Annotated in this window: 26 protein-coding genes and 1 tRNA gene; 14 read left to right on the top strand and 13 right to left on the bottom strand. The window is 61.0% G+C overall.

The window, feature by feature from the left end:
- Positions 1 to 11 precede the first annotated feature (11 nt).
- Both JNM85_01025 and JNM85_01020 read right to left on the bottom strand, forming a co-directional pair.
- On the bottom strand, positions 12 to 494 hold the full coding sequence (locus tag JNM85_01025; GenBank protein ID MBL8086633.1) for an NUDIX domain-containing protein: 483 nt from the start codon (positions 492 to 494) through the stop codon (positions 12 to 14).
- 4 nt (positions 495 to 498) lie between these two features.
- Entirely contained in the window at positions 499 to 948 is a 450-nt protein-coding gene (locus JNM85_01020) for a hypothetical protein (protein ID MBL8086632.1), read from the bottom strand.
- 112 nt (positions 949 to 1,060) lie between these two features.
- Here JNM85_01020 and JNM85_01015 point away from each other — a divergent pair, with 112 nt between their 5' ends.
- Positions 1,061 to 1,552 (top strand): nuclear transport factor 2 family protein, encoded by a 492-nt coding sequence (locus JNM85_01015; GenBank protein MBL8086631.1) that lies wholly within the window; start codon positions 1,061 to 1,063, stop codon positions 1,550 to 1,552.
- On the opposite strand, the gene JNM85_01010 is transcribed toward JNM85_01015, so the two are convergent.
- Genes JNM85_01010 through JNM85_00995 form a run of 4 tightly spaced genes read right to left on the bottom strand, consistent with a single transcriptional unit; the run spans position 1,549 to position 4,816 of the window.
- A complete protein-coding gene (locus tag JNM85_01010) occupies positions 1,549 to 2,256 on the bottom strand; it encodes a glycosyltransferase family 2 protein (GenBank protein MBL8086630.1) in 708 nt (235 codons plus the stop codon). The genes JNM85_01015 and JNM85_01010 overlap by 4 nt on opposite strands.
- A gap of 5 nt (positions 2,257 to 2,261) precedes the next feature.
- Entirely contained in the window at positions 2,262 to 3,776 is a 1,515-nt protein-coding gene (locus JNM85_01005; protein MBL8086629.1) for a YifB family Mg chelatase-like AAA ATPase, read from the bottom strand.
- A 5-nt stretch (positions 3,777 to 3,781) separates the two neighbouring features.
- A complete protein-coding gene (locus JNM85_01000; GenBank protein MBL8086628.1) occupies positions 3,782 to 4,522 on the bottom strand; it encodes a hypothetical protein in 741 nt (246 codons plus the stop codon).
- 33 nt (positions 4,523 to 4,555) lie between these two features.
- Positions 4,556 to 4,816 (bottom strand): hypothetical protein, encoded by a 261-nt coding sequence (locus JNM85_00995; GenBank protein MBL8086627.1) that lies wholly within the window; start codon positions 4,814 to 4,816, stop codon positions 4,556 to 4,558.
- 154 nt (positions 4,817 to 4,970) lie between these two features.
- Here JNM85_00995 and rplU point away from each other — a divergent pair, with 154 nt between their 5' ends.
- Together rplU and rpmA are read left to right on the top strand one after the other, a co-directional pair.
- On the top strand, positions 4,971 to 5,288 hold the full coding sequence (gene rplU / locus JNM85_00990) for a 50S ribosomal protein L21 (GenBank protein ID MBL8086626.1): 318 nt from the start codon (positions 4,971 to 4,973) through the stop codon (positions 5,286 to 5,288).
- Positions 5,289 to 5,294: 6 nt separating this feature from the next.
- Complete coding sequence (gene rpmA, locus JNM85_00985; GenBank protein MBL8086625.1) at positions 5,295 to 5,552, top strand: 50S ribosomal protein L27; 258 nt, start codon at positions 5,295 to 5,297, stop codon at positions 5,550 to 5,552.
- 57 nt (positions 5,553 to 5,609) lie between these two features.
- On the opposite strand, the gene JNM85_00980 is transcribed toward rpmA, so the two are convergent.
- The 3 genes from JNM85_00980 to fabZ are packed head-to-tail and all read right to left on the bottom strand — an operon-like array spanning position 5,610 to position 7,925.
- Positions 5,610 to 6,698 (bottom strand): hypothetical protein, encoded by a 1,089-nt coding sequence (locus JNM85_00980; GenBank protein ID MBL8086624.1) that lies wholly within the window; start codon positions 6,696 to 6,698, stop codon positions 5,610 to 5,612.
- Positions 6,695 to 7,483, bottom strand: a complete 789-nt coding sequence (lpxA, locus tag JNM85_00975; GenBank protein ID MBL8086623.1) for an acyl-ACP--UDP-N-acetylglucosamine O-acyltransferase — start codon at positions 7,481 to 7,483, stop codon at positions 6,695 to 6,697. The genes JNM85_00980 and lpxA overlap by 4 nt, the downstream gene beginning before the upstream one ends.
- A gap of 1 nt (position 7,484) precedes the next feature.
- Positions 7,485 to 7,925 carry a 3-hydroxyacyl-ACP dehydratase FabZ gene (gene fabZ, locus JNM85_00970; protein ID MBL8086622.1) on the bottom strand — a complete coding sequence of 147 codons (441 nt, stop codon included), beginning with the start codon at positions 7,923 to 7,925 and terminating at the stop codon, positions 7,485 to 7,487.
- A gap of 115 nt (positions 7,926 to 8,040) precedes the next feature.
- Between fabZ and JNM85_00965 the strand changes: the two genes are divergently transcribed.
- Both JNM85_00965 and dapF read left to right on the top strand, forming a co-directional pair.
- The gene (locus tag JNM85_00965) at positions 8,041 to 9,999 is read left to right on the top strand and encodes a hypothetical protein (GenBank protein MBL8086621.1); all 1,959 of its coding nucleotides are present in this window, start codon (positions 8,041 to 8,043) and stop codon (positions 9,997 to 9,999) included.
- Positions 9,996 to 10,877 carry a diaminopimelate epimerase gene (gene dapF / locus JNM85_00960; GenBank protein MBL8086620.1) on the top strand — a complete coding sequence of 294 codons (882 nt, stop codon included), beginning with the start codon at positions 9,996 to 9,998 and terminating at the stop codon, positions 10,875 to 10,877. Before JNM85_00965 ends, dapF begins: the two co-directional genes overlap by 4 nt.
- Here the strand turns inward: dapF and uvrA are convergent.
- The gene (gene uvrA, locus JNM85_00955; protein ID MBL8086619.1) at positions 10,830 to 12,839 is read right to left on the bottom strand and encodes an excinuclease ABC subunit UvrA; all 2,010 of its coding nucleotides are present in this window, start codon (positions 12,837 to 12,839) and stop codon (positions 10,830 to 10,832) included. The two genes, dapF and uvrA, sit on opposite strands and share 48 nt — an antisense overlap.
- A gap of 46 nt (positions 12,840 to 12,885) precedes the next feature.
- A complete protein-coding gene (locus JNM85_00950) occupies positions 12,886 to 13,986 on the bottom strand; it encodes a DegT/DnrJ/EryC1/StrS family aminotransferase (GenBank protein ID MBL8086618.1) in 1,101 nt (366 codons plus the stop codon).
- A 90-nt stretch (positions 13,987 to 14,076) separates the two neighbouring features.
- On the opposite strand from JNM85_00950, the gene fabD reads away from it, so the two are divergent.
- The 3 genes from fabD (at position 14,077) to JNM85_00935 (ending at position 16,595) form a co-directional block, all read left to right on the top strand.
- Positions 14,077 to 15,030, top strand: a complete 954-nt coding sequence (gene fabD, locus JNM85_00945) for an ACP S-malonyltransferase (protein ID MBL8086617.1) — start codon at positions 14,077 to 14,079, stop codon at positions 15,028 to 15,030.
- The gene (gene fabG, locus JNM85_00940) at positions 15,027 to 15,767 is read left to right on the top strand and encodes a 3-oxoacyl-[acyl-carrier-protein] reductase (protein ID MBL8086616.1); all 741 of its coding nucleotides are present in this window, start codon (positions 15,027 to 15,029) and stop codon (positions 15,765 to 15,767) included. The genes fabD and fabG overlap by 4 nt, the downstream gene beginning before the upstream one ends.
- 390 nt (positions 15,768 to 16,157) lie before the next feature.
- Entirely contained in the window at positions 16,158 to 16,595 is a 438-nt protein-coding gene (locus JNM85_00935) for a MerR family transcriptional regulator (GenBank protein MBL8086615.1), read from the top strand.
- Between the two features lie 8 nt (positions 16,596 to 16,603).
- Here JNM85_00935 and JNM85_00930 read toward each other — a convergent pair.
- Positions 16,604 to 16,679: transfer RNA gene (locus JNM85_00930), tRNA-His, on the bottom strand.
- 97 nt (positions 16,680 to 16,776) lie between these two features.
- On the opposite strand from JNM85_00930, the gene folK reads away from it, so the two are divergent.
- From folK to JNM85_00910, 4 genes are all read left to right on the top strand, one after another.
- Complete coding sequence (gene folK, locus JNM85_00925) at positions 16,777 to 17,274, top strand: 2-amino-4-hydroxy-6-hydroxymethyldihydropteridine diphosphokinase (GenBank protein MBL8086614.1); 498 nt, start codon at positions 16,777 to 16,779, stop codon at positions 17,272 to 17,274.
- On the top strand, positions 17,264 to 18,667 hold the full coding sequence (locus JNM85_00920) for a type II secretion system F family protein (GenBank protein MBL8086613.1): 1,404 nt from the start codon (positions 17,264 to 17,266) through the stop codon (positions 18,665 to 18,667). Before folK ends, JNM85_00920 begins: the two co-directional genes overlap by 11 nt.
- A 63-nt stretch (positions 18,668 to 18,730) precedes the next feature.
- Positions 18,731 to 20,005: a type II secretion system F family protein gene (locus tag JNM85_00915; protein ID MBL8086612.1), complete on the top strand. Its 1,275-nt coding sequence runs from the start codon at positions 18,731 to 18,733 to the stop codon at positions 20,003 to 20,005.
- A complete protein-coding gene (locus JNM85_00910) occupies positions 20,005 to 21,129 on the top strand; it encodes a DnaJ domain-containing protein (protein MBL8086611.1) in 1,125 nt (374 codons plus the stop codon). The genes JNM85_00915 and JNM85_00910 overlap by 1 nt, the downstream gene beginning before the upstream one ends.
- Here the strand turns inward: JNM85_00910 and JNM85_00905 are convergent.
- Positions 21,126 to 23,126: a hypothetical protein gene (locus tag JNM85_00905; GenBank protein MBL8086610.1), complete on the bottom strand. Its 2,001-nt coding sequence runs from the start codon at positions 23,124 to 23,126 to the stop codon at positions 21,126 to 21,128. The two genes, JNM85_00910 and JNM85_00905, sit on opposite strands and share 4 nt — an antisense overlap.
- Here JNM85_00905 and JNM85_00900 point away from each other — a divergent pair.
- Together JNM85_00900 and JNM85_00895 are read left to right on the top strand one after the other, a co-directional pair.
- Positions 23,104 to 24,300, top strand: coding sequence for a hypothetical protein (locus tag JNM85_00900; GenBank protein MBL8086609.1), 1,197 nt, complete (start codon positions 23,104 to 23,106; stop codon positions 24,298 to 24,300). The two genes, JNM85_00905 and JNM85_00900, sit on opposite strands and share 23 nt — an antisense overlap.
- A complete protein-coding gene (locus JNM85_00895; protein MBL8086608.1) occupies positions 24,297 to 25,061 on the top strand; it encodes a GNAT family N-acetyltransferase in 765 nt (254 codons plus the stop codon). Before JNM85_00900 ends, JNM85_00895 begins: the two co-directional genes overlap by 4 nt.
- Positions 25,062 to 25,073: the final 12 nt, after the last annotated feature.

Raw genomic sequence — 25,073 nt, 5'->3', positions numbered from 1 at the left:
CCGAAATTGGCTCACTCGGAGCGGAACTCGAGGTGCCTTTGGAGCACCTCGCGAGAGTGGATGAAGACCTCTTCCATCAGAGGGTTCCACTGGTGGTACATGCCGGGGAGCTCGGCGAAATCGGTAAGTCGCCGACCATGGGACTCGTTTGGGCATCCGATTTCGATCAAATCGACCACTTCGGCGACGAAGACGTCGGCCCAGCGGATCTCCGACCGTTCGGTGATTCGGTAGCAACCGATGTACTGAAGGTCGCGCAACACCGCGCCAGCTTCCTCTGCGGCTTCGCGGTGCGCTGCTTCAAACGGCTCTTCATAAGGCTCGACACGGCCGCTGGGTATACACCACCCGCGATCCTCGATGTCGCACAGGAGGATTTGTTCGCCCTGCCAAGGGAAGACCAGTGCCGCAAAAGCGCGCAACGGGGCCTGGAATGGAGCGGGGAAGAACTCCAGTCTTTGCTTACCGTATCGACCCGAAGGGAACCGTTTCAAAATCTCAGTTCGCGATGACGACCTTGCCCAGCACTTGATTCGGCGAGAGGGGGCCAAATGCCCGACTATCCTCCGATTCTCCGCGATTATCCCCTAAGACGTACAAACTGCCGGGTGGGACACGATACGGCCCGTTTTCGATTCGCCAGTCGCGGGGAACGTTCAGCCAATCGACCTCGTCACCGCCCATCTTGTAGACGCGCTTGATGAACGTCTCGCCCCCCGGTTTAAGTCGGAAGACGATGATGTCGTTCCGTTCGATGGGGCCGACGAGCCAGTAGGCGCTAGAAGCGAGTAGGCGTTGGCCGCTGCGGAACGTCGTCGCCATGGAGTTTCCGGAGACCTGAACGGTGACGACACTTCTCTGGAAAAGGAGTGCCCCGGCCAGGAGGAAGAGCATGACCACGCCAAATCCCGTTAGCCAGCGCTTCTTGATTGGTTTGCGAGCTTCCATGCTGTTCAGTCAGTCTAACCCAAATCATCGGTGACTACGGTTCCGAACGCAAGGGGTCCGAAGTCCCGGCAGGGGGCACTTTCGATGGCCGCCGCGAGTATAACGACATAAGATGAAGATGCTCACCCGAACCCTCTTGCCCGTCCTCGCTCTCGGCATGTCTGCGCTCGCTATGGCCACTGAGGCCGATAAGAAGGCGATCATGGCCAACTATGCCGCCTATGACAAAGCTCTGAACGCGCGCAAGATCTCCCCGGTTAAGGCAATGCTGGCATCGGACTGCACGTTTAAGCCCAAGAACGGGCAGCCGATCAAGGCTGCCGATGCCCTTCAGGCGATGGAAGCGCAGTTCAAGATGGCGAAGTCCATTTCGAGCAAGACCACCGTGAAGAGCCTGAAGATCACCGGAAACACGGCCACTGCCGTCACGGTGAACGTCGGTACCGTCGTGGCGGTCAACCCGAACACTAAGAAGGATGTAAAGTTCGCCATCCGCACGGAGTCGGTCAACAACTGGGTAAAGCAGAACGGTAAGTGGCTCATGAAGCTGGTTGAGCAGAAGGCCATGTCTGTCACCCAAGACGGCAAGCCGATGGGTCGCTAAAAGGACTTGAACCGGTGCTTCAGGAGCGTCCAGAACGCTTCTGGGGCATCGGTCCAGCGGATCTTTTTCCCCGCCTCTTTGGACCGGGGTTCGTACGAGATCGGGACCTCGTCGATCTTTTCCTTCAGTCGGAAGCTCTTCGCGGTGACTTCGGGGCAAAACTCGAACCGGTGACACTCCAAGTTCATCCGCTCCAACAAATCCCGCCGAAACGCCTTGTAACAGGTCGCCTCGTCTGTCAGTTTCTTCCCGAAGAGTAGCGCCACTGCCCACACGAGCAGGACGTTGACGATTTTGTTGGGTAGCGCCATGCCCTGGGGGTAGCCCTTTTGAAATCTGCTTCCGTAGACGACTCCACTTTGGCCGTTTAGGATCGGCTCGATGAGCTTCGGCAGCTCTTCGGGGACGTACTCCAGATCCGCGTCTTGGATGACGACGACCTTGCCGGTCGCGAGCGCGAGTCCCTGACGAATCGCCGCCCCTTTCCCGCCTCGTTGCGGGTTGGTGATGATATGGACCCGGTCGTCGTACGTTGCGAGGATCTCGGCCGTCCGGTCGTCGCTTCCGTCATTGATGACGATGATCTCGGCCGCGACCGGGAGTGCCAACAGACGATCAAGCAACTCCGCAAGGGTGTGCTCTTCGTTCAGTGCGGGTACCAAGATCGAGACATCGGGGTTCGGCATACCGTGATTCGTTGACACGCAATTCACGTGCCTTGTTCACGATACTGGACCGCTTCGGCCAAATGTTGCTTCACGATGCAATCACTCTCGGCCAAATCGGCGATGGTGCGCGCCACCTTCAAGATCCGGTCAAAGACCCGTGCGGAGAGGTTCATCTTGTGGATGACTTGCCTCATAAACGCCTCCGATTCGGCATTCAGCTCGATGGTGTCGCGAATCTCGCGCGGCGACATCTTGGCATTCACGCGTGCGTGCCCCAATCGTTTGGATTGCTTTTCTCGGGCGCGCAAAACTCGCGCACGGATCGCCTCGGACGACTCGCCCACGGTGGTCCCCATGAGTTCGTCGGGCTTCAGCCGGGGGACGGTGATGTGTAGATCGATCCGATCGAGCAGCGGCCCACTGATCTTGGCTGCGTACTTGCCGCAGAGCGCGGGCGAACTCACGCACTGCGCTTCGGGGTACCCCTTGAAACCACACGGGCACGGGTTCATGGCACCCACCAGGATGCACTCGGCGGGAAACGTCTGGGTGTCCTGAACGCGGGCGACGGTACTCACGCCGTCTTCAAGCGGCTGGCGCAAAGACTCGAGTACGCCTCGGTCGAACTCCGGCATCTCGTCCATGAAGAGGACTCCGAGGTGGGCGAGCGAAATCTCACCCGGCTTCGGGTTCTTGCCCCCTCCGACCACGGCGGCGTAGCTCGCGGTGTGGTGCGGCGATCGGAACGGACGCTCCCAAATCAGACCTTCGCGATTCCCCTTTGCGCCGCTCGCCGAGTAGATGCGGGTGACTTCGATACTCTCTTGCAGCGACAATTGAGGGAGGATGGTGGGCAGTCGTCGCGCGAGCATGGTCTTGCCCGAGCCCGGAGGGCCGACCATCAGCACGTTGTGCCCGCCCGCGGCGACGATCTCAAGTGCGCGGATGGCGTGCCGCTGGCCCTTCACGTCGCCAAAGTCAATATCGTATTGGGGGGCGGCATCGCGCTGCGCTTCGGTGAGGGCGCACGGCTGGTAGAGCATGCTGCCATTCAGGATCTCCGCGACTTCGGCGAGCGTCTGAACGCCGTAAACGTCGATCCCGGTCACAACCGCCGCCTCAAGTGCGTTCGACTTGGGCAGGATGAGTCGCTTCTTGCCTTGGGCGGCCGCCATGAGGGCGATATTCACTGCACCGTCAATGTTGCGGACGCTCCCATCGAGCCCGAGCTCACCCACGATGATCGTGTCGCTGAGTTCATCGACCGCGGTTTGGCCGCTGCCCGCAAGGATCGCGGCGGCGATGGTCAGATCGAGAATCGAGCCCTCTTTACGCACGTCGCCGGGCGCCAGGTTCACCACCATAAGCTGGTTCGGAGTGCGGAAATCGCTGTTGCGCAGGGCGCTGCGAATTCGCTCGGCGCTTTCGGATACCGCCTTGTCGGGCAGTCCGACAATCCGAATGCCAGGTTCGCGGGTCGCGACAAAATCGACCTCTGCAAGAACCGAGAGCGCTTCGATGCCGTTGAGCGTAGCGCCATGCGCCTGCGCGACCATAGTCCCTATTCTCGCACGACGGGCTTCGGTTTTGTTGCGGGGTTTCGGGCAATTAGGTTCCAGGTAAGGTGCAGTTGGTAAGTGGTCGCGTCCCCGCCGGGGATGTACGCGCGGGGGAGCTGGAGATCGAGACCGACCAGCGCGCCGTCGTCCAGGCGTACGGTGATCGTGCCCTCGGCGGTCAGCGGCTTGGGTGAAGAGTCGGCAAAGGACGCGCGCAAGACGGCTTGCGTGGGTTTCTCGACGGGTAGCAGTTTGATCAACTGGAACGTCCCCTGGAACACCGGGAGGTCTTCGTCACTGAACAGGTTGTACGCATGGGTCCATGTGTCGCCGATTCCGACTGGTACCTGGTTCAGCGCGGGTGTCGCGAGCGCGGCATAGAAGACGTCTAGCGGGTTATCGGTCGCGACGACGCTTCGGATGGCGAGGGCCCCTTGGGGTGTGCGGGTTTCGCGGGTCACGCCGGGCTTCATGTTGGTCGGAACGTCCAACTGTTCGCCGTCGATCGACTCCTTCAGAAGCGTGTAGCTTGTTTCGACTCCGAAGCGACCCTTCGAGTCACGCTGGGAGATTCGGGTCGACACTCGATCGACCCGCTCGTACGTCTCGGTGCCGTCGGTCGATTTGAACGCCATCGTTCGTTCGTAGGTCGCTTTGTCGTTGAGTGCGGGCTTAAAGACGAGTGTCACTTGCTCGCGAGGAGGGGCGAGCGCGGCAAGACAAACGAGTGTGGCGAGCGTCATGGTCGAGAGTTGGACGACCGAGAGCGACGGATGTCACCGTGAATCGAGACGCTTCTCTCCGGGCTTGAGATAGCCGCGCGTTCGGGCCGCCTCTTCACGGCCTGCGGGACTTTGCAGCCGCGCGCGGTCCTCAGAGAGTCGGGCCGCTTCGGCTTGCGATTGACGCATGGATGCGTCGGCGGCCCTGGCTGATTCGGCCTGCTTGTGACGCTGCACGCGGGGGGCAGAGCTGAAATAGAGACCCACGCCCACGGCGGACGCGAGAAATACTACGGCGAGAAGTCGTTTTGCCATCCTTTGCAAGCTTTCCTCTGGATGGATGGTAGCACAGTTCAAGGCGGAAAGCCGCTCGAATCGCTTGCAGCCGCCCGCGAGTCTGTGTCATACTTTCGAATTGCGACTCGGACGCTTGTCTGACTCGACAATCCCGACGGGAATTTTTGGAACCATGTACGCAATTGTTAAGACGGGCGGAAAGCAATACAAGGCTGAGAAGAGCGAGCTGATCATCGTTGAGAAGATCGAAGGCGAGCCAGGAACGAAGATCGACCTGGATTCGGTCGTGATGGTCTGCGACGGCGCGAAGGTCAAACTCGGCTCCCCGTTTGTGACCGGTGCCAAGGTGACGGCTGAGATCGTCCGCCAAGCCAAAGGCCCGAAGATCAACGGCTTCAACTACAAACCCAAGAAGAACGAGCGCAAGCGATGGGGTCATCGCCAGCCGCAGACGACCCTGCGCGTGCTCGAAGTGGTGGGAGGCAAGTAACGACTCATGGCACATAAAAAAGGTCAAGGCTCCTCGCGCAATGGTCGCGATTCGAATTCCAAGCGGCTCGGTGTGAAGCGCTATGCAGGACAGGTCGTGAAGGCTGGAACCATCCTAGTTCGTCAGCGTGGCACCCAGTTCCACCCTGGCGCAAACTGTGGCCGAGGCAACGACTTCACGCTCTTCGCGCTTGTCGATGGCATCGTGAAGTTCGAAGGTCCGGACAACAAGCGTCGCATCAGCGTCTACGCCGATCAGGCTTAACCCCGCGCGCCGCGCGAACCAAGTCCCGCTTGAGACTCCGGTCTGATGCGGGATTTTTTATGCCGACTGCGCCATGTCGATGGCGAGCTTCACCGCTCCCGAGATTCCCTCGGTCGGACCGAGCACCTCGTTGAGCTCCGCGAAGGCCGCAAGCTGCTTTTCGGGATTGCGGAGGAGTGAGTCGAGCTCGTGGCGAATCCGGGCAGGGGACGCCTGGTGCTGCAGCAACTCCGGAACGACCTCACGCTGCATCAGTAAGTTCGGCAGCGCGATGAACTCAAACTTGGGTTTGCGCAGCCGATACTCCATCTCCATCAGGCGCGATCCTCGGTAGACCACGACGCTGGGGCACGCCACGAGCGCCGCTTCCAAAGTTGCGGTGCCGCTGCAAACGACGGCGACCCGAGACGACGCGAGGGCACGTGCCGCCCCCTGAGTCTCCCAGTGGACCTCGGTCGGGCCACCCATCGATTCCCACTTGGCCCTGAGCGCGCCCGCATCAATGGAGGCCGCGACGGCCACGCGGAACGGACCGGGAAGACCTGCGATGGCGGGAATGATCGCCTGCAGGTTGTACTTGACCTCGTGGGTCCGGCTGCCGGGGAGAATGGCGATGCCCGTGCGTGCCTCGGGAGAAACGATCTCGGCGAGCATTTCTTTCAGCGGGTGGCCGAACCAGTGCGCGTTTGCGCCCGCATCCTTGAGGAGCTGGGCTGACCAAGAGAACTGAGTTACGATCGCGTCGGTGATCTCGGGCAGATGCTTGCCTTGTTTGCCCCGTCGCCAGCTCCCCGGGGGAGCGAAGTACAGGACCTTCCAGCCAAGCGCCTTTGCGGACCGTGCGAGACTCACGTTTAGGTAGCCAAAGTCGATGGGGATGAAAAGGCCCGGAGGCCCCTGGCTCAGCGCGCGGACCATCGGACGCGACTGCTTGTAAACGCGCGGTCCGACTCTCACTGCTTCCAGGATGCCAATGGCCCCCCAGTCCGAAGAGTCTGCCAGCAACGGCACGCCCGTTGCCGCGAGCTTTCGCCCGCCGATACCAGTGATCGATTCGAAGGGCGCGTTGGAGGAGTGAAGACCCTGTACCAGCGCAGCGGCGTAAGCGTCTCCGCTCGCCTCGCCCGCGGAGATCAGCAGCCTCATGGCTGGTCTTGGCGACCGTTCTTACCTGCGGCAGAGCGCTCGGCGAACTTGACCAGCTCCTCGACTTCCGGAAGCTGGTTGACTTCTCGGAGGACAACCTCGAGCGCGTGCCGGAACGAAAGCTGGCTCTTAAACATGAGCTTGCAGACTTTGTGCAGCGCGAGGCGGGTCTCTTGGCCAATGCCCAGCCGTCGAAGGCCAATCGCGTTGATATCGTAAACTTGTTGATCCATGCCGCCCGAGATCATGAACGGCGGACAGTCCTTCACAATCCGGCTCATGCCCGCCACGAAGGCGGCGCGCCCCACTCGGGCGAACTGGTGCACACCGGTCATGCCCATGATGCTGGACAGACTCTCGACCGTGACGTGGCCCGCCAATCCGACGTTGTTCGCGATGGTGATGTCGTCCATCAGATGACAGTTGTGGCCCAAATGGACAAACGCCATGAGGAAGCATCGGCTCCCGACGACGGTGGAATTCCCCTCGCCCGTGGCGCGGTGGATCGTGACGTACTCGCGGAACGTATTGTCCTCGCCGATGCGCAGGAAAGTCGGCTCGCCGCTGTACTTTCGGTCCTGGGGATCGCCTCCGATGACCGCGCCTTGGCAAACCGTATTGCGCGCACCCATAGTGGTGCCATTCCGCACCGTCGCATACGACTCCAGCTTGCACCCGTCACCCAGCACTGCCCCGGCTTCAACGTGGCAAAACGGTCCGACCTTGACTCCGGATCCTAGCTCAGCTCCGGGTTCAACGACGGCAGTCGGGTGAACTTCAGTCACTTTAGAGTCCCTGCCCCCTGGACAGTTTGAAAGTCAACTCGATGGACGCGGCGACTTCACCATCCACCCGCGCGGTCCCTTTGATGCGACCGACGCCACTCTTGAACCACATCAGCTCGACTTCGCTCAACAACTGGTCGCCCGGTACCACCGGTCGCCGAAACTTGACGGCATCGATTGCGCCGATGACGGGGACCAGCCCCGCGAACCTCTCTTCGGAGAGCAGAATCACTGCGCCTGCCTGGGCAATCGCTTCGATGATGAGCACGCCCGGCATGATGGGCAAGCCTGGGTAGTGGCCCTGGAAGAACGCCTCATTCATCGTCACATTCTTCAAACCGACGCACCGTTTGCCCGGTTCGAATTCGACGATTCGGTCGACGAGCAGCATCGGGTAGCGATGCGGCAGATGCTTCATGATCTCGGTTACGTTCATCGACATAGGCGTTCTCAGAGTGGCTCTGGACCGGCCCGATGGTACCCGCTAGGGGTGCATCCGGCGAAGCATCAACCCGAGTCGAACGCTACGAGCGTAGTTTGCCGTAGAATGTTTCATTGTGTCTTCGCTCGATGTGCCTTGTACCAGTCAGCAAGATATCTTAGAGGCGCTGGATCGTCTTGCGCCCGATGCGCCGTTCCTTGCGCTTGGGCAGACCATCTTCTGGGATGAGCCGGTCAAGGCTGGCGTCGCCGCCCGAGCGCGCGAGCTTGGCCACGAACGTCGCTTTGTCGCCGGGATTCACGACGCGGACTATTTCGCCAAGCTGCCAGGGAAGATCGGCGAGCCGGGTTACCACGCTCTCCCGCACAATGACACCACCACCCAGTCGCTTTGGAGCGCCGCCGCCGAGTTCGCTCAACTGTTCGGCTCGGAGACGGTCATCACACGCGACGCCCTGACCGCGGCGGGTATTCGCCTGCACCGCTTGCAGAACGCGCGTCCCGGAATTCTCGACACCGCCACCGAAGCGTGGGGCTGGCGGGGGATCGCAGCGGTAGACCAAGAAACGCACGTCGTCGCGGAAACGCCTCTGAAGGCTGTCCTGCCCGAGATCCAGCGGACTTTGGCATGGGCGCTCGGGGCGACGGTCGACCAGCTCGCCGGTTCGTCCCAGGCAAAAGCCGTCGGCGCGGCCGACGCACTGAACGATCTGGTCCTGCACGCTGCGACGAGCACGGATCAATCGCTCAGCAGCTACTACGAGAACCTGCTGCCGTCGCTCTACCGCTTTTCATCGGGCGACACCGGCCCCATCGAAACGACGACCACAACGAAGCTGCTGAAGTTCAACACCTTGACCGCGCAGCAAGATCGGTTCTTGCTACTTGAGCAATTTCTCAATCCCGTAACCCGCGGCGAGGCAGTTAGAGCGTACAACGAGACGGTCGCGGGTACCGAGGTGTACCCGCTGGATCGGTTCGGCTCATGGGCGATCCCCTTCGATCTGATCGTGCCTGGCCGCGGTCGTGGTACCGTGCGAATTGCTCCCAAAGCGGTCGTCATCATGACGCCCGAACCGCTCTTCATCACGCTCAAACGTCCGGTGACCTGTGCCCGCGAACTCGCCCAGGCGATCGAAGGGAAGTTTGGTGCGGACTGCGCGCTGGTGGGTAAGGCGATCACCCTCATCGGGATGCTCGCCCGCGAGTTTGTGTTTGTCTTCCATGAGGGGGCCAGCATGTACGTCCGCCACTCGCGGGAACTGCATAAGCGGCTGTACCCCGAGCCCCCCGAGAAGCCGCTCCACCCGATTCTGCGCGTTCGGCTGGAACCTTGGGATGCGCTCCACGTCTGCAGTGCCTGGTTTCGGGTGCCCCAGCCGATGCAGCAGGCGTTCGGCGGCGACGAAATGTGCGCGCCGAGCTTTGCTGCGCGATGGCGGGATGTTGCGGCGGAGCAACGTGCACTCGTGGAAGAACTCCCGACGCTGCGTAGCCCGGTGCAGTTCATCCGCTGGCTCGCGCAACGCGGCCTGGGAAGTTGGCGATTCCTGAGCGACGAATACGCGCGACTCCATGCGGAGTTCGAAGCGATGAGCTTAGAAGTGCAGCAATTGCGAACCGAACGGCAGCGTGTGATGGGTCTGGTTCGGGCTGCCCGTGCACGCCGGAACGCGCTGGAACACGAGAAAGGACGGCACTGGCGCACGGCCATCTTTGAGAAAACTCCGTCGGAAGCCGACCTTGCGCACCGTGCCGAGCTTCAAACACAAATCGAAGCTGCCGCCACCGAAGCAAAGGCACATCTCGACGAGTGGCGGCAACTCCGTGCGGCTCAAGAGACGATCGTGGGCAGCGATCGGGTCCTGGAAATCCATGCGCAACGGCGAAACATTGAACTTGAAGCGGAGCTCAAAAAACTAAAATTGGCCCGACAAGCGATCATCATCTCCTGGGGACTGCAGCGCGCGGCTTGGCGACCGAGCGCATGGTGGTTCCCCATGGTCTGTCCCAGCGGACTGTGGTTCCGCGAGACCCACGAGCAAGCTACCTATTCTCTCGAGCCCCTACGATGAGATCCGTGCACTTCTGGAAGTACCAATCCGTCGGGAACGACTTCGTACTCGTGATGGCGGACGCGGTGGTTCGGCTGCAGACGCGTGGGGTCGCGATTGAAACTCTGTGCACTGCGACGTGCGATCGGAACTACGGGATCGGTTCCGATGGTCTGCTTGTTCTGGAGCAGCGGGACAACGGGCTGTTCCTGCGCATGTTCAACCCGGATGGGAGCGAAGACTTCTGCGGCAACGGGATACGCTGCGCGGCGGCTCTCGCGAGGAGTCAGGGGTGGGTACAGGATCGGTTCCCGATCGAGCACTTCGGGCGCGAGGTGTCGGTCGAGCTGCTACCCGATGGCCGTATCGCGACCACTCTCGAACCAGCTTCGTTCGATCCGCACCAGGTGCCCATCCTCTCGGACCGAGAACTGTTCCTGGGCGAGATCGAGGCGGCGGGAAAGGTCTGGGTGGCATCCGCGATTTCAACGGGAACGGCCCATCTGGTCATCCCAATTGCCACGCCGCTGAGCGATGCCGACTTTGCACGGGTTTCGCCTGAGTTGGAGCATCACCCACTGTTTCCTGAGAGGACGTCGATCATGTGGGCACAAGAGATCGCGCCTGCGCACCTCAAGCTCAGGATCTGGGAGCGCGGAGCAGGCGAGACTCTTGGGTGCGGCACGGGCTCGGTGGCGTCCGCGATCCATTGGATGCGGATCAATGGGCAGGGCGGCGAAGTGACGGTCGAGAACCCGGGCGGGACGCTGCTCGTCTCTGCCGATTCGTGGCAGTCCGCGCCCGTGGTCACCGGTGAGGCGTTCGAGACGTTCCAGGGCGACCTTACACCGTCATTTCTTGACGCGCTTGGTGGCTCTCGGTTTGCGGGTTGTTGCTGACGCGCTCGGCTCGTAGTCGCTCCCTCCCTCGGCGACCATCGCAGCGACAACCTTAGGGAGTGTGAGTGGATCGGGCGTGCGAGGCTTACGTCGGTCCGAGGGAACTTCGATGCGATCGCTGCCGGACAGGTACCGCGCGGTTGGTGAATCGTGCTTGAGGAACTCGTCTACTGGTCCTTGGTTCACCACGTAGCCGCCATGTTCGCCTGCGCCGGGACCCATGTCGATGAGCCAGTCGGCGGCGAGCATCGTGTCTTCGTCGTGCTCGACGACGAGCACGGTGTTTCCAAGGTCCCGCAGCCGCACCAAGGTGTCGATCAGTCTCCGATTGTCGCGCTGGTGGAGACCGATGCTCGGCTCGTCCAAGATGTAAAGACATCCCATCAGTCCGCTGCCGATCTGCGTCGCGAGCCGAATCCGCTGGGCTTCGCCGCCCGCGAGGGTCCGGGCGTTGCGATCCAGCGTGAGGTAGCCGAGGCCAACATCCTTGAGGAAGCGCAGTCGCTTGCCGATCTCCTTCACCGCACGCTCGGCGATGACCAACTGACGCTCGTTCAGCTTGCCCGCGAGACCCTCGAAGAACTCCACGGCATCGTCCACGGACATGGTCGTCACCTGGCTCATGTCGTTCTCGGCGACGCGTACTGCGAGGACTTCGGGCTTCAGGCGCTTGCCATGGCAGGTCGGACACGGCTTGGTGCTCATGTACTGCGACAAGTCGTTCTTGACCCACTCACTCTCGGTCTGGTCAAACCGCTTTCGGAGGACCGCCAGCACGCCATCCCATGTGTAGTTGAAGGTGCGCTCGCGCGAGCCGTAGCGCATCGTGACCCTAATCGGGTCGGGGAGACCGTTCCAGATGGCGTCGAGATGCGCCGGTTCTAGGTCGCGCAGTCGTGCGCGGGCGTCAAAACCGACCGTTTTGCCGACTGCGTCCAGCACATCGGGCCACCAGTCTTTGGTCTCGCCCGACTTGTACACGAACGGTGCGATCGCTCCATCCCGTACGATCTTGTTCATGTCCGGCGCGATCAGCATTGGGTCGAACTCGGTCTTGGTGCCTAGGCCCGTGCAGTCAGGGCATGCGCCGTACGGCGAGTTGAACGAGAACATGCGCGGCTCCATCGCAGGCATGCTGAAACCGCACAGCGCGCACGCGTACGCCTCGGAGAACAGTTCGTCAAACCATCCGTCTGGGCCCGGCACGGCCGTCTTACGGATGACGTCGGGGACAGGATCCGAAAACTGGTAGCTGAGGCAGACGAGTCCCTTGGCCATCTTCAGTGCGGCCTCGATCGAGTCGGTCAGACGGCGGTCGATCCCCTCTTTCATCACCAGTCGGTCCACGACGACCTCAATCGTGTGCTGCTTGTACCGGTCCATCGGGATGTCGTCGGTGACTTCGTAGCTTTGGCCGTCGACCCGGACTCGAACGTAGCCGGCACGCTGGGCGTCCTGAATGACCGACTTGTACTCGCCTTTCCGGCCGCGGACGAGCGGAGCAAGGACCTGCAGCCGTGTGCCCTCGGGCAGAGAAAGCGTGGCCTCGGTGATCTGGTCGGTGGATTGCCGCTCGATGGCCGTCCCGTCATTGGGGCAGTGGGGGATTCCGACGCGCGCGAAGAGGATGCGCAAGTAGTCGTAGATCTCGGTCACGGTGCCGACGGTGGATCGTGGGTTCTTGCTCGCGCTCTTTTGGTCGATCGAGATGGCGGGCGAGAGTCCATCCACGTGGTCCACATCGGGCTTATCCATCTGGCCCAAGAACTGGCGCGCGTACGCACTCAGACTCTCGACGTACCGGCGCTGGCCCTCGGCATAAATGGTATCGAAAGCCAGGCTGGACTTGCCGCTGCCGCTCAGGCCGGTAATGACCACGAGCTTGTCGCGCGGGATTTCCACCGTGATGTTCTTGAGGTTATTCTCTCGGGCCCCGACGACCACGATTTTATCCTGCGCCATAAGGAAGAGAATAGCACAGGATAGGTAGACACTTGCTCCCGTTTTGTTAGCTGAACTTCAGTACCGAAGCGATGACGTGATCGATCTGCGCTTCGGTCAGGTGCTGATGGATGGGCAGGCTCAGGACTTCCAGCGCGGCGCACTCGGTCTCGGGCAGGTCGCCGAGGCCGTATCCAAGGAACTTGTACGGCTCATGGAAGTGCAGCGGGACCGGATAGTAAATCATCGAGTCGATCTCCAGTCCCTTCAAGTGCGCCTGCAACTGGTCGCGCTTGGTTGAACGCAAGGTGTACTGGTGCCAGGTGTGGTTGTTTCCTTCCAAGGTCTTAGGCGCGACGACGGAACTGTCTTCGAAGGCGGCGTTGTACTTTGCCGCGATCTCTTGGCGTCGCGCGGTCCATGCCTCCAGTCGGGTCAGTTTGTGCCGCAGCACCGCTGCCTGGATCTCGGCCATACGGCTGGTGTAGCCGATGGAGTCGTAGTAGTACCGCTCCTTGCCCATACCGTGGATGCGCAGGGATCGGCAGCGCTGGTTCATCTCCTCGGAGTTGGTGAGGACCAGTCCGCCATCCCCCGCCGCGCCGAGGTTCTTGGTTACGTAGAAGCTGAATCCTGCCGCGATCCCGAAGTTGCCCGCATAGGTGCCGTGGTGGTGCGAAAGAATCGCTTGCGCTGCATCCTCGATGACGAGCAAACCGTGCTGATCGGCGAGCGGCTTGATCACCGACATATCGCACATCTGGCCGAACAGGTGGACCGGGCACAGGGCCTTGGTCCGATCCGAGATCGCTGATTGGATCAATGCGGGATCCATCTGGAAACTGACCGGATCGATATCCACGAACACCGGTCGTGCACCTACTTGTAGGATCGCCTCGATTGTCGCTACAAATGTAAACGCGGTGGTGATCACCTCGTCGCCGGGGCCAATGTCGGCCGCTTGCATGGCGATACGGAGGGCGTCGGTGCCGCTGTTCAGCGCGATGCCGTACTCGCACCCGTGTAACGTGGCGATCTCATTTTCGAGTTCGCGATTGTGCGTGCCGACGACGTATGCGCCGGTGCGGAGAATGTCGAGGACCGCAGATTCCGTTTCGCTCGCCACCTCGTTGTGCTGAGCGGGAATATCGAGAAAAGGTACGCGCAACGTTGTTTCCTGCCTTAGACGGGACTCTGTCCCCGATCCCGATTGTATCTTATGCGGGCCCCGCTAGATTCGGGGGTACAACTTCCCGCAATGGTAGCGATCACATTTCCAGGCCAAGGCTCGCAGAGATCGGGCATGGGCAAAGAGCTGTTCGAAGCCTCCAGCGCGGCAGCCCGCATCTTCGAGCGGGTTTCCGAATCCACGGGTCGCGACATGGCCAAGCTCTGCTTTGAGTCGGACGAAGACCAATTGCGGCTCACCCAAAACACTCAGATCGCGCTTTACACGTGCAGTGTCGCGGCCTGGGCAGCGCTTCTCGAACGTATCGATGCGCGGGCGATCAGCTTCTTCGCCGGTCACAGCGTGGGCGAGTACGCGGCGGTCGTCGCTTCGGGCGCGCTCTCAGTCGAAGATGGCGCTCGGTTGGTCCAACGCCGCGGCGATCTCATGGCGGCGAGCGGAGCAGTGCGTACAGGCGGCATGGCGGCGGTGATCGGAATGTCCGACGCCGATCTGGCAACCGTCTGCGAAGAGTCTTCGAACGACACGGAAGTCGTTGTCATCGCCAACCAGAACAGTCCTGGACAATTGGTGATTTCCGGCGACCTCGACGCGGTCAGCCGAGCCAGTGCGCTCGCCAGCGAACGAGGCGCGAAGCGGGTACTCCCTCTCAATGTCAGCGGCGCGTTCCACAGTCCGCTCATGGAAGAGAGCGCGGCGGCGCTCGCCGAGACGTTCAAGACGGTGAGCCTTCAACCGATGCGCACCCCAGTCGTCTGCAACGTCACCGCCGCCCCCAACAGCGATTCGAGCCAGTGGCCGGACCTGCTCACCCGGCAACTGAAGAGCCAAGTCCTTTGGCAGCGCAGCGTCGAGCGGATGGTCTCTGAAGGCGTTTCGCTCTTCGTGGAGTGCGGGAGCGGGGAAGTGCTGACGTCGCTGCTTAAGCGGATCAGCCGCGACTCGGACGGTGCTGTGGTGGTGGATGGTGCGACTCGGGATGCGGCCGCCGAATCAATCTCGTCGCGTGGGGTGAAGAGATGAGTCTGGAAGGAAAGTTAGCTCTGGTAACGGGCGCAAGCCGCGGCATCGGTCGCGAGATCGCCCTCCAACTGTCCCGGAACGGGGCACAGGTGGCATGCGTTGCGACGACGCTCAAGAACTCGCAACCTACGGCTGACCTCATTTTGCAGAACGGTGGCAAAGCACATGCGTTCGCCGCGGACGTGTCGCAGCCGGACCAAGTAGAACAGCTCTTTGCGGATGTGGCCAAGACGCTTGGAGATCCTCTCGTGCTCGTGAACAATGCTGGTATCACGCGCGACACGTTGCTGCTTCGCATGAAGGACGAGGATTGGCAGCGGGTGCTGGAGGTCAACCTCTTCGGGGCATTCCAGACGATCCGTGCCGCAAGCCGCGCCATGATGAAAGCGCGTTGGGGTCGCATCGTGAACGTCGCGAGCGTGATTGGGCTGCACGGAGGTGCAGGTCAGGCGAATTACGCAGCGAGCAAGGCCGGACTGATCGGTTTGACGATGAGCGTCGCGCGCGAGCTTGGAAGCCGCGGGATCACGTGCAACGCGGTCGCTCCCGGTTTCATTGAGACCGAGATGACCCAGGATTTGAGCGCCGAGATGCGGGAGAACGTGGTGAAGTCGGCTCCGCTCGGGCGGCTCGGTACGCCCGAGGACATTGCGCCGGTAGTCGCTTTCCTGGCTTCCGATGCGGCGGGATACATCACCGGGCAGACCCTCACGGTCGATGGCGGACTGTATCTTTAATAGGTTTAACACGCAAGTTGAGCACCGCAGTGGCATTCGAAACGTAGAAAGATGATGAGAAACAGCCACCAGAGTGCAAGTTCTGGCTTGATTTCTGCGAACAACGTGGGGCGGCAAGTAGATTGGCGGGTAATTTCTAGCTAGTTTATTTGCAGTCCAACAATTTGAGGGAAAATAGAGCATGATAACGGTGTTGCACCATTGTCTTGGAACCTATAGACATGGATGCTCGCCAAAGACAGAGGCCGAGGTTCACGGGAGATAGAATCTCGCCTTACGAGAGAACAACATATGTCGCTTCTATCTAGTTACCGACGCTACGCACCATATACCGCGGACAAACTCATCAATTCCGCTAACGCAATACTAGGTTCGCGAGCCCTACCCCTCATGACCAAGCGCACGCTGCGCTTCTACACCACACAAGGGGTGGTGCCTCGTCCGCTCGGTTCGCCGAAGTTTGCTCGGTACGGCTACGACCATCTCCTCTCCCTTCTCGCCTCCCGCGCTCTGCAGGATCAGGGATTGAAGCTGGAGCAGATCAAGCACGAGCTCTCAGACCTCTCCCGTGGTCAGGTGTCGCGCATTGAATCGGTCGTGGAAGACTGGCTTACTCGCAACGAGATGCCCGAGCTTTCGGATTCGGTTCGAGAGGCCATCGAGGCCTACGAGCCCAAGCACGAGTCGAGTATCGGGGGTGCCATGACACGCACGCTGCAATTGACGCCGCATTCGATGCTGGTAATGGGTGCAAACCAACCGATTCAGCAGGAGCTCAGTGCCATCATGTCGGCGCTTGAAATCTTGGTCAAGAGAGCTGCGCGGTAAGGAAGATTTGGGGCGGATGACGGGACTTGAACCCGCGGCCTCCTGAGTCACAGTCAGGCGCTCTAACCACTGAGCTACACCCGCCGCGCAGGGGGTAGTTTACTCAATTACAGGTGCCTGAGACTAGTTCATCGCTGCTTCCGCTGGGCTGGAACGAATCGTAGGAAGGTAAACCCGGGCAGTGGTTCCCATCTGTATTGCCATCGGTGCGAATCTGGGTGACGCCGAGCGGACTATCTCGGCGGCGGTAGAGTTACTCCGAGGTCAGTTCTCCTCGCTCCAGAGCAGCTCGATTTACGCGTCTGAGCCCATGTACTTCACGGACCAGCCGAGCTTTATGAATGCTGTGTGCGTTGCGGAGACCGACCTTTCTCCTCTTGAAGCATGGCGTCGATTACGGCAGCTTGAGCTTGAGCTTGGCAGGACCGAGACGTTCTTCATGGGCCCACGCGAGATCGATCTCGATCTCATCGCCTACGGTTCATTGCGATATGTTTTCGCGTTCGAGGACCGCTCCGAACTCATCGTCCCCCACCCGCGTGCGACAGAGCGGCGATTCGTCCTAGAACCTGTCGCCGAGATTGACCCCCGATTCGTGCTACCGGGATGTGGGGTGATCTCGGACTTGCTACTCAACCTTACGGACCCGCCGATCCGTCTTCATACACATGCAGTTTGAGTTCGAAGGCACGGAGCATGCGGGGAGCCCGGTCCGTGGCGTCGTCGATGCCACGAGCGCAAACCATGCCGTCGAAATCCTGACCCAGCGGGGAGTGCTATTGAAAGCCGTGCGGCCGCTGACAGGCATGACTTCGCCCAGAGTTGTGGCGACCGCTTCAGTGTCTCCAGCTCCCGTTGCACAACGGAACGTGTTTCGTTTCAAGACTTACGGGGCGGGTGACGCCCAGGTTACTGGGGTGGAGCACGTCACCCGCGCCGAGCACGCAGCGTCCAAGCTTTTGGACGAGGGGAAGACTCCCTGGTCTTTGGTCGATTCTGCGGGACGTGAGTGGATTGATCAGCATTCGCGCGCTTCGGATCGGCAACTTCACGTGCTCTTTGCTCAGCTCGGGGACCTGCTCCGAGCCGGATTCACTCCCTTTGACGCGCTGAGCAAGCTCGCTCAGAACTGCCCGTTCCCTGCGGTGACACAAAGCCTCACCCACGCGAGTCATTGGGCAGCCGAGGGTGGCCGAATCAGCGATGTACTCGCCCTGTATCCTGGCATCTATCCGCCTGGCCTGGTTGGGATGATGCGCGCGTCCGAGTTGGGTGGGTTCTTGCCCGAGGGCACGAACCTCATTGCGGAGCAGTCAATGCGCCAGTTGAAGTTCCTGAAACACTTTTGGGTCGTGGCGTTCGCCGTGGTGAACATGGTCCTCACGCTGCCACTTGGACTCGCATTTCCGCGTGCGATGACCCAAGCCTACCGCGCCACTGAAGCGGACACGGGAGGTTCGGCGCTCACGGTGATCGCGAAGACGCTCTTCGACATGATGCTCTTTACGGTCCTCCCGATTACGATCGCGGTCTTTGCCATCCTGTGGCTCATCGCACGGTGGCTTCTGCATCCCAAGCGATTACCCCTACGGCATCGCCTGACGCTGAAGCTCCCGGTGATCGGCCGCCGGGCAACCCACGAGAGTGTGGGCACTCTGTGTTGGACCTTAGCGAAGCTGAGCGCGCGAGGCATATCGCCCCGACAGTCTTGGATCGCTTGCTCCGAGGCCGTCCCAAACTTCGAACTTAGAACGAGATTGCTTTCGGTGGCCAATGGGATGGCTGATAGCATGACTCTTAGCCAAGCCGTCGCCAAATCTAAGGTCGTCGCACCGGAGTACGCGCTTATGGTCCAGACTGGCGAACTCACCGGAGAAGTTTCTCAGGTTTTCGACCGACTAAGCGCGATCTCTGACCAGTCCCGAGAGCATAGCGAACTTGCCGCCAAGGGGCTCGGCTGTTCGCTGGCGATGAACTTGATGATTCTCGCCGCTGGCATTGTGCTGATCGTAGTGGTGTATTGGTGGTTCAAGACCCTTCCCGCGCAAGTGCTCGAAGGTCTGGAGCCGTAAGCTCCCGAAAAAGCGTAGAAACCTTACACAACCTAGCAACTTTATCCGACAATCCGAGTAGCCATGCCCATCTTTGAATACCAAGCCATCGACCCCACTGGCCGTCCGATCCGCGGGACCGTCCACGGATCCACGCTTGATGCGGCATCGCGAGATCTTGCGGACAGAGGCTACGCGGTATCGGAAGTGCATATTGCCGGGGACGATCGAGCCCCGCGACCACAGCCCCCGACTGCGACCTCCGAAGCATCCCTGCCTGATGGCTATACCCAGCGTAACGCGGTCGTCACTGAGGTGCTTGCTCCCATTTTCGGCCGGGTCGGTCTCGCCCCGTTCTCCTTCTTTTTCCGTCAGCTGGGCACGATGCTGGACGCTGGCGTCAATCCGCGCCAGGCGCTGGAGACGCTCGGCCGTCAGTCAGCCTCGCCCAAGCTTAAGTCCATCAGCAAGGAGATGGCGAACTATGTCGAGGCAGGCCACCCGATGTCGGCTGCGATGCAGAAATACGCCGAGGTGTTCAACCCGCTGACCATGAGCATCGTCCGTGCGGGGGAAGAGGGTGGATTTCTTGCCCAGGCTTTCACCCAGATCGCCGACTACGCCGACCGAGAGATTGCGCTCCGCAATCTGATTCGACGGGTGACGATCTATCCCAAACTCGTGATCGCTGCGGCGATTGTCATCTTTCTAGCTGCGAATGAGATTATCAAGTCTGTAGCCCCTCAGTCGCCGATCCGGTTGACTTCTCCTCTCACGAACATCGGTGTTTGGATAGTGTTGCTGCCCGTTCTGATCGGCCTGTTCCTCTTCCTGCGCGTCGGCTTGCATAACCCCCGGATCAAGTACAACTGGGACCTGTTCCTGGCGTACCTGCCTGGCATAGGAAAGACCGTGCGCCAATTCTCGATGGCAAAGTTCGGGCGCGCTCTCGGAGCGCTGTACCGAGCTGGCGTGCCCATCCATCGCGCGTTTCAGCTGTCGGCGGACGCCACTGGCAATGAGTACTTGCGAGCGAAGATGTACCACGGCCTCGCCCCGCTGCAAGAAGGTGGTGGCATTGCTCAAACTCTTCGCGCGACAGGCGCGTTCGACGAAATCGTGCTCAACATGGCCGACACAGGCGAGCAAACCGGGAACTTGGACGGCATGCTGCAAAAGGTCAGCGAGTATTACGAACAAGAGGCCGAGACGCGGGCGACCCAGCTCGGCTGGATCTTCGGAGTCCTGTGCCTGCTGGCGGTCGCCGTCTACGTCGGATACGTCTACATCACCAATCTCGCCGGGATCGGCGGACACTACCAGGAAATGGTCGACACAGCCATGATCTGGGGAGGCTAGTGCCGAAGAATCACTACCAGACACTGGGTGTCCTGACAACCGCCACCGAAACTCAGATTCGGGTTGCGTATCGCAAGCTGGCGGCACAATTGCACCCGGATCGGAACCCATCGCCCGAGGCGACTGAGATGTTCATCGAGGTCAACCGGGCGTACGAGGTGTTGATGGATCGGGCAAAGCGCCGTGCCTACGACGCGGAACTCCGGGCGGCAAACGCCCCCAAACCCCGGTCTCAGGCAAGCCGGGTTCAGCGCGAGGCAGACATCCCGCGCCCGCCAAAGAGCGGCCCTGCGCCGGACCCACGGGTCCGATTTGCGAATCAGAGTGTCAAGACCGCGACCCCCGAGATGCTGCGACTAACGAGCCTCCTCGCAAAGGGTCGGTTTCTTGATGCCGAGCGGCTCGCGCGCAAGATGCTGGAGCAGGATCCGGCTCATCCGATTCCATACGCGGTGCTCGGCGATGTCTTCCGGTTCAAAGGCGAACTCAAGAAGGCAGCCGAGATGTACAGCTTCGCCGCTCAAATGTCTCCCGGCAATGCGATGTACCAGCAAAAGCACGAACAAGTGCTGGAGGCGATGACTCGGGCGGCGGTGCAGGTGACACCGGGTGCACCGTCGGACGCTGCGCTTGCCAATGCGGCGGTCGCGCCGGTCGTCGTCACCATCCTCGCTGCATGCTACGTTGCGCTCGGCCGCGAGCCAGCGCTCTTCCGCGGAGTCCCATTGATTGACACCTGGACGCTGGGACTCGTCGGCATGCTACTCATCTCCGGGATCGTCACGGGGGCCTCACTTTCGCTGTCGCGGAACCTTGAGCCGTTCGTGATCCAGCATGGCTCTGCACTAAGCCGCATCTCGCCCGGCTTTATGATCGGTGCAATCGCCGCGCTGAACTTTTGGGTGGCGGCGCTTTTGTACTTTGTGATCGCGGTCACGCAAGACTCCTTTAACCGAACGACATCGCGGACGATTGGGACCACCGCTGGCATCACCCTGGTCCTCTCGCTCGCGAGCGCGTACTCGCCGGGACTTGCCGCCGAGCAGACGCTACTGTGGGGCGGCAACGTGATCTACACGGGCCTGCTTTGCGGCTGGATGTTCAGCGACAGCCTCCGCGCTTAGCGATCCCAGAAGATTCCCGCTTGGCTCTCGTTTGCGGGGGTGCGGCGGTCGGTCCAATTGGGGAGTCGCCGTGCGTTCTGCGCCCATGTCATCGCGGCGGGGTAAATGTCGTTTCCTCCCCCGTCCACAAACACCCCGAGGGTGAGCGCTCGCTCGCGCAAACTCCCCTTCGGCGCTTCGGACGAACGGCCAAGCGTAATCCCCGAGGTCTCGTAGGTGTCATCGCCGCTGGAGTCCATGCAAATTCCCATACCGTTCGCATTCCCTGCGCCGAGGCTCAGGTTCGGGGCTTTGTACTTGTCGTTACCTCCCCAGTTCATGAGGAAGCCGACTCCAAAATCGTGCCCAATTCCCTGAGCGCTGCTCATGGTCGCGGTCAGTTGGTCGTCGCCGCCGCCGTCTTCGAGCACGCCGATGCCAAAGTGAGCGGATGCGCCTTGGACGTACCAGGCCCCCTCGTAGTTGTCCTTGCCGCCTTCGTCCCAGAGCATCCCGCAGCCTTCCCAATAGCCGACGCCTTGGCCGAAGACCGCGCACGTATACGCATCATCCCCATCTTCGTCCAGCAAGACTCCGATGCCACCGCTGAGGCTGTGACCGTCGAGGTAGTCCGCGCGCCGCCCGCTGGCCGCGCCCTGCGACATGCTCATGTTCTGTTGCGCGCTCTGCGGGGAGGGGAACTCCACCATGTCCACATTGGCTTCGAACTTGTCGTCGCCGAGACGGTCCATCAGCATGCCCATGCCGAGCACTCCGCCGAACCCCTGGCTGTACGTGAACGATCGGTAGGTGTCGTTGCCTTTCCAATCTTCGAGCACGGCCACGCCGAACCGAGCCGAGCCCTGGCACGAGCTGTAACCATCGTACGTGTCATCGCCGGTCGAGTCTTCCAAATACGATGCGCCCATGAAGCTGGATGCGAGTCCCGGCCGATGCGAACGGTAGAGGTCCTTGCCGTCCGAGTCGATGAGCACCGACACTCCACACAGCGCGCTCGCCGGGCCGTAAGGCCCTGCCGCCTTTCGTCCAGAGTACGAGGCGATCGGCGTATTGGCAAGAGCGGGATCGCTGACGTAGGCGTCGTTTCCTGCGGTATCGATCACCGCGCTGAACCAGTTCAAAACTGAGCGGTTGCTTGCGCCGTTGATGTAGGTGTCGGATCCACCCGTGTCGATGACAAGCAGCGTCGGCTCGTTCGGGTAGGTGTCGTTCGTTCCACCACTCAGGACGATCTTGCCCCAGTAAGTGGGGATGGTGACCTTGTACTTTGCGCTGGGATCTGTCGACTGGATCACGACTTGGGCATGCTTGGTCGCGGCCACGAGGTCGCCGCCCGCTGCGAGCAGGTATCGCATATCGACCTTGCGGTAGAAGTTCAGGTCGCTCTGGTTTTGCTCGGCGTCTGCGGTTTCGATCTTGTCTTGGATAGCGCGGTCGAAGAGCTTGGAAAAATCGGGGGCATCGGCAAAGGTCGCACGTCGATAGCCGATGGACTGCATCGCGACCTGGAGGACCACAGCAGCTCCTTCTTGCACGGTGCCCGGGACGCCACCGAGGTCAGGGATCGCTCCGTTCAGCAACCCCCGCTTCTTCATGCTCTCCAGGGTTGCCCGCAGCGCATTAGCTTTGATGCCCGCGTCAATGGCGCTTTGGATGGGATTGCCCAAGAGGGACCGCTGCGTGCCCACGCCGAGCATGCGGCCCGCAGTCGCAAGGGTCTCGGACGGATCGGCGACGTTGCCCTTGAATTGCCGCTTCCACTGCTCCGCGTAGAAGGGAGTGCGCCACGGATTTTCGTGGCAACTGCGGTAGAAAGGGGTCTGGAATTCCGACTCCTGGTAGAAGCGCATGATGCCCGTATCGAATCGCGCACTGAGCTTGTCTAATCCCGCCGTCCCGAGCGCAATGTCCAAGTCGTTGTCTAAACTGGGTGGAAACGTGGCGGCGCTCAGGCACGGAAGTGCGACTAAGGTGATGAAGGCAAGTTTGATCCTCATGATGCTAATGGGGGTTCAGTTCATTGTTGCGCAGGAGCCACCGGTGACGCAAGCTCCTCCGCCGATTGCGTTCTTGCCGTGGCAAGCGGGCCGCAGCGACGAAGTGACCCGCGAATACTCAACCAGCTTCCCCAGCGCGTACTCAAGCGGGATCCCCGAGAACGACACGGTGTACGTGAGGGCGCTGCTTCCCGCGGACTCGGTCGGTCAAGTTCCGACGGTCATTCTGCTCCACTACTGGGGCGCATCGGACCAACGGCTGGAGGAGCGGCTTGCGGCGCGATTGAATCGCCGCCGTGTCGGAGCGATTCTGATCCAGCTTCCGTACCACCTTTCGCGGACCCCTGCGGGATTCGCCAGTGGGGCGCTTGCGATCCAGCCCGATCCGGTCAAATTGCGCCAGACCATGATCCAGTCGGTCCTAGACATCCGGCGGACCATCGATTGGATGGCGACGCGGCCCGAGATCGACTCATCCCGCATCGGCCTCTCCGGCACAAGTCTGGGGAGCATCGTCGGGAGTTTGGCCGCGGGTGTCGAGCCGAGGATCACCCACATGTGCTTCATCTTGGGTGGCGTTGATCTCGCCAAGATGCTCTGGAATAGTTCCAGGGTGGTCTCCCAGCGTGAGACCCTGCGGCGGAGCGGGATCACGGAGTCGAGCCTGCGCGAAGCGTTGAAGCCAGTCGAGCCCTCGGAGTATCTAGGCAGCGCGGCCCCGCGCCCGGCGCTGGTCATTCGGGCTCAATTCGACACGGTGGTGCCTTCCGAATGCACCGACCAGCTCGTCTCTCTTCTCAACGATCCTCAGGTGATCGTTCTAAAGACCGGGCATTTCGGCGGAGTGTTTGCCGAGCGCCCGATCCTCAATGCCGTAGCGGAGTTCTACCAGCAGAGATTCTTCGGGGTCGGGCGCGCGACGCTCACGCGAACCCTTTCTGCACCGACCATCCGGCTGGGATCGCTCTACGATGGCGTCGACCGTTTGCAGGTGGCAGCGTCGGTCGATCTCTGGCGATCGAACGCCAAGGCAGATCAGTTCTTCTCCGCAGTGCTGAGCCCACGCGGTCCTCGCTTGTATCTGGGCACTAACCTCGGGGGTGGACTGTCATTGGGGGCGATCGGCACCCCCAAACGGGTCAGCTTTGGACTCTTCTGGAGCTTCGTGCTATGACGGCGGCTAGTTGGACGGCCATCGGGCACGAAAACGTGGTCGAGACCTACAGTGGTTTGGCCGCCTCCGTCGTCGGCGTTCGCGAGGCGCAATTGGACGGTTGCCGACTCTTTACCCACAAGACTCCCCTATCCCTGTGCAACTTCGCGATTGACTTCCGTACGACCTCCGAGGAACTCGGCGAGCTTGCCGATCAGCTCGCGCAGCTCAACCGGGAGCGACCCCACATGCGGATATTTGTGGTTGACGGCGATCAGCCCGCAGGCATCGGTCGTGCGCTCACGGATTGTGGGCTGACGAAGCTTGGTGTACTGACGCAGATGGTCTATTCGGAGCAGGCAGGACCGAGCATCGAATTGGTATTGTCCTCGAACGAAGAGGAACGGACGCGGCTGGCCAAGTTCATGGTGGCAAACTTCTTTTGGAGACGGGAAATGGTTCTGCGGACCACCATCGTCGAGGCGACCGTGAGTTCGCCGCACCAGTTGTACGGCGCGTGGATCGGTCAGGAGTTAGTGGGCGCGGTGATGCTCAGCGAGACCGCACGGTCGATGGGCTTGTACAATCTTTGCGTCGAGCCTCGACGCCGAAAGCGAGGGGTCGGAACTAGAATTGTGCAAGCTTGCGCGCAAAAAGCGGATACGCGCTCGAAGGCGCTCGTACTACAAACAGAGGCGCGACTCGTGCCTTGGTATGAGAATAACGGATTCAGATCGTTCGGTTTTGTCGAAACTTATGGCATTGGCAGCCGAATTCTTTGATAGACTAGAACA

Source organism: Chthonomonas sp. (assembly GCA_016788115.1).
Taxonomy (GTDB): Bacteria; Armatimonadota; Fimbriimonadia; order Fimbriimonadales; family Fimbriimonadaceae; genus UBA2391.
The sequence above is the reverse complement of the archived record's forward strand: the minus strand, read 5'-3'. Positions and strand labels throughout refer to the sequence as shown.

What these genes read in the sequence shown, in the direction of transcription:
- JNM85_01020 (MBL8086632.1), bottom strand. Translation starts at nt 948, where the DNA reads ATGGAAGCTCGCAAACCAATCAAGAAGCGCTGGCTAACGGGATTTGGC.
- JNM85_01015 (MBL8086631.1), top strand. Translation starts at nt 1,061, where the DNA reads ATGAAGATGCTCACCCGAACCCTCTTGCCCGTCCTCGCTCTCGGCATG.
- JNM85_01005 (MBL8086629.1), bottom strand. Translation starts at nt 3,776, where the DNA reads ATGGTCGCGCAGGCGCATGGCGCTACGCTCAACGGCATCGAAGCGCTC.
- JNM85_01000 (MBL8086628.1), bottom strand. Translation starts at nt 4,522, where the DNA reads ATGACGCTCGCCACACTCGTTTGTCTTGCCGCGCTCGCCCCTCCTCGC.
- JNM85_00995 (MBL8086627.1), bottom strand. Translation starts at nt 4,816, where the DNA reads ATGGCAAAACGACTTCTCGCCGTAGTATTTCTCGCGTCCGCCGTGGGC.
- rplU (MBL8086626.1), top strand. Translation starts at nt 4,971, where the DNA reads ATGTACGCAATTGTTAAGACGGGCGGAAAGCAATACAAGGCTGAGAAG.
- rpmA (MBL8086625.1), top strand. Translation starts at nt 5,295, where the DNA reads ATGGCACATAAAAAAGGTCAAGGCTCCTCGCGCAATGGTCGCGATTCG.
- JNM85_00980 (MBL8086624.1), bottom strand. Translation starts at nt 6,698, where the DNA reads ATGAGGCTGCTGATCTCCGCGGGCGAGGCGAGCGGAGACGCTTACGCC.
- fabZ (MBL8086622.1), bottom strand. Translation starts at nt 7,925, where the DNA reads ATGTCGATGAACGTAACCGAGATCATGAAGCATCTGCCGCATCGCTAC.
- dapF (MBL8086620.1), top strand. Translation starts at nt 9,996, where the DNA reads ATGAGATCCGTGCACTTCTGGAAGTACCAATCCGTCGGGAACGACTTC.
- uvrA (MBL8086619.1), bottom strand. Translation starts at nt 12,839, where the DNA reads ATGGCGCAGGATAAAATCGTGGTCGTCGGGGCCCGAGAGAATAACCTC.
- fabD (MBL8086617.1), top strand. Translation starts at nt 14,077, where the DNA reads ATGGTAGCGATCACATTTCCAGGCCAAGGCTCGCAGAGATCGGGCATG.
- fabG (MBL8086616.1), top strand. Translation starts at nt 15,027, where the DNA reads ATGAGTCTGGAAGGAAAGTTAGCTCTGGTAACGGGCGCAAGCCGCGGC.
- JNM85_00935 (MBL8086615.1), top strand. Translation starts at nt 16,158, where the DNA reads ATGACCAAGCGCACGCTGCGCTTCTACACCACACAAGGGGTGGTGCCT.
- JNM85_00920 (MBL8086613.1), top strand. Translation starts at nt 17,264, where the DNA reads ATGCAGTTTGAGTTCGAAGGCACGGAGCATGCGGGGAGCCCGGTCCGT.
- JNM85_00915 (MBL8086612.1), top strand. Translation starts at nt 18,731, where the DNA reads ATGCCCATCTTTGAATACCAAGCCATCGACCCCACTGGCCGTCCGATC.
- JNM85_00900 (MBL8086609.1), top strand. Translation starts at nt 23,104, where the DNA reads ATGAAGGCAAGTTTGATCCTCATGATGCTAATGGGGGTTCAGTTCATT.
- JNM85_00905 (MBL8086610.1), bottom strand. Translation starts at nt 23,126, where the DNA reads ATGAGGATCAAACTTGCCTTCATCACCTTAGTCGCACTTCCGTGCCTG.
- JNM85_00895 (MBL8086608.1), top strand. Translation starts at nt 24,297, where the DNA reads ATGACGGCGGCTAGTTGGACGGCCATCGGGCACGAAAACGTGGTCGAG.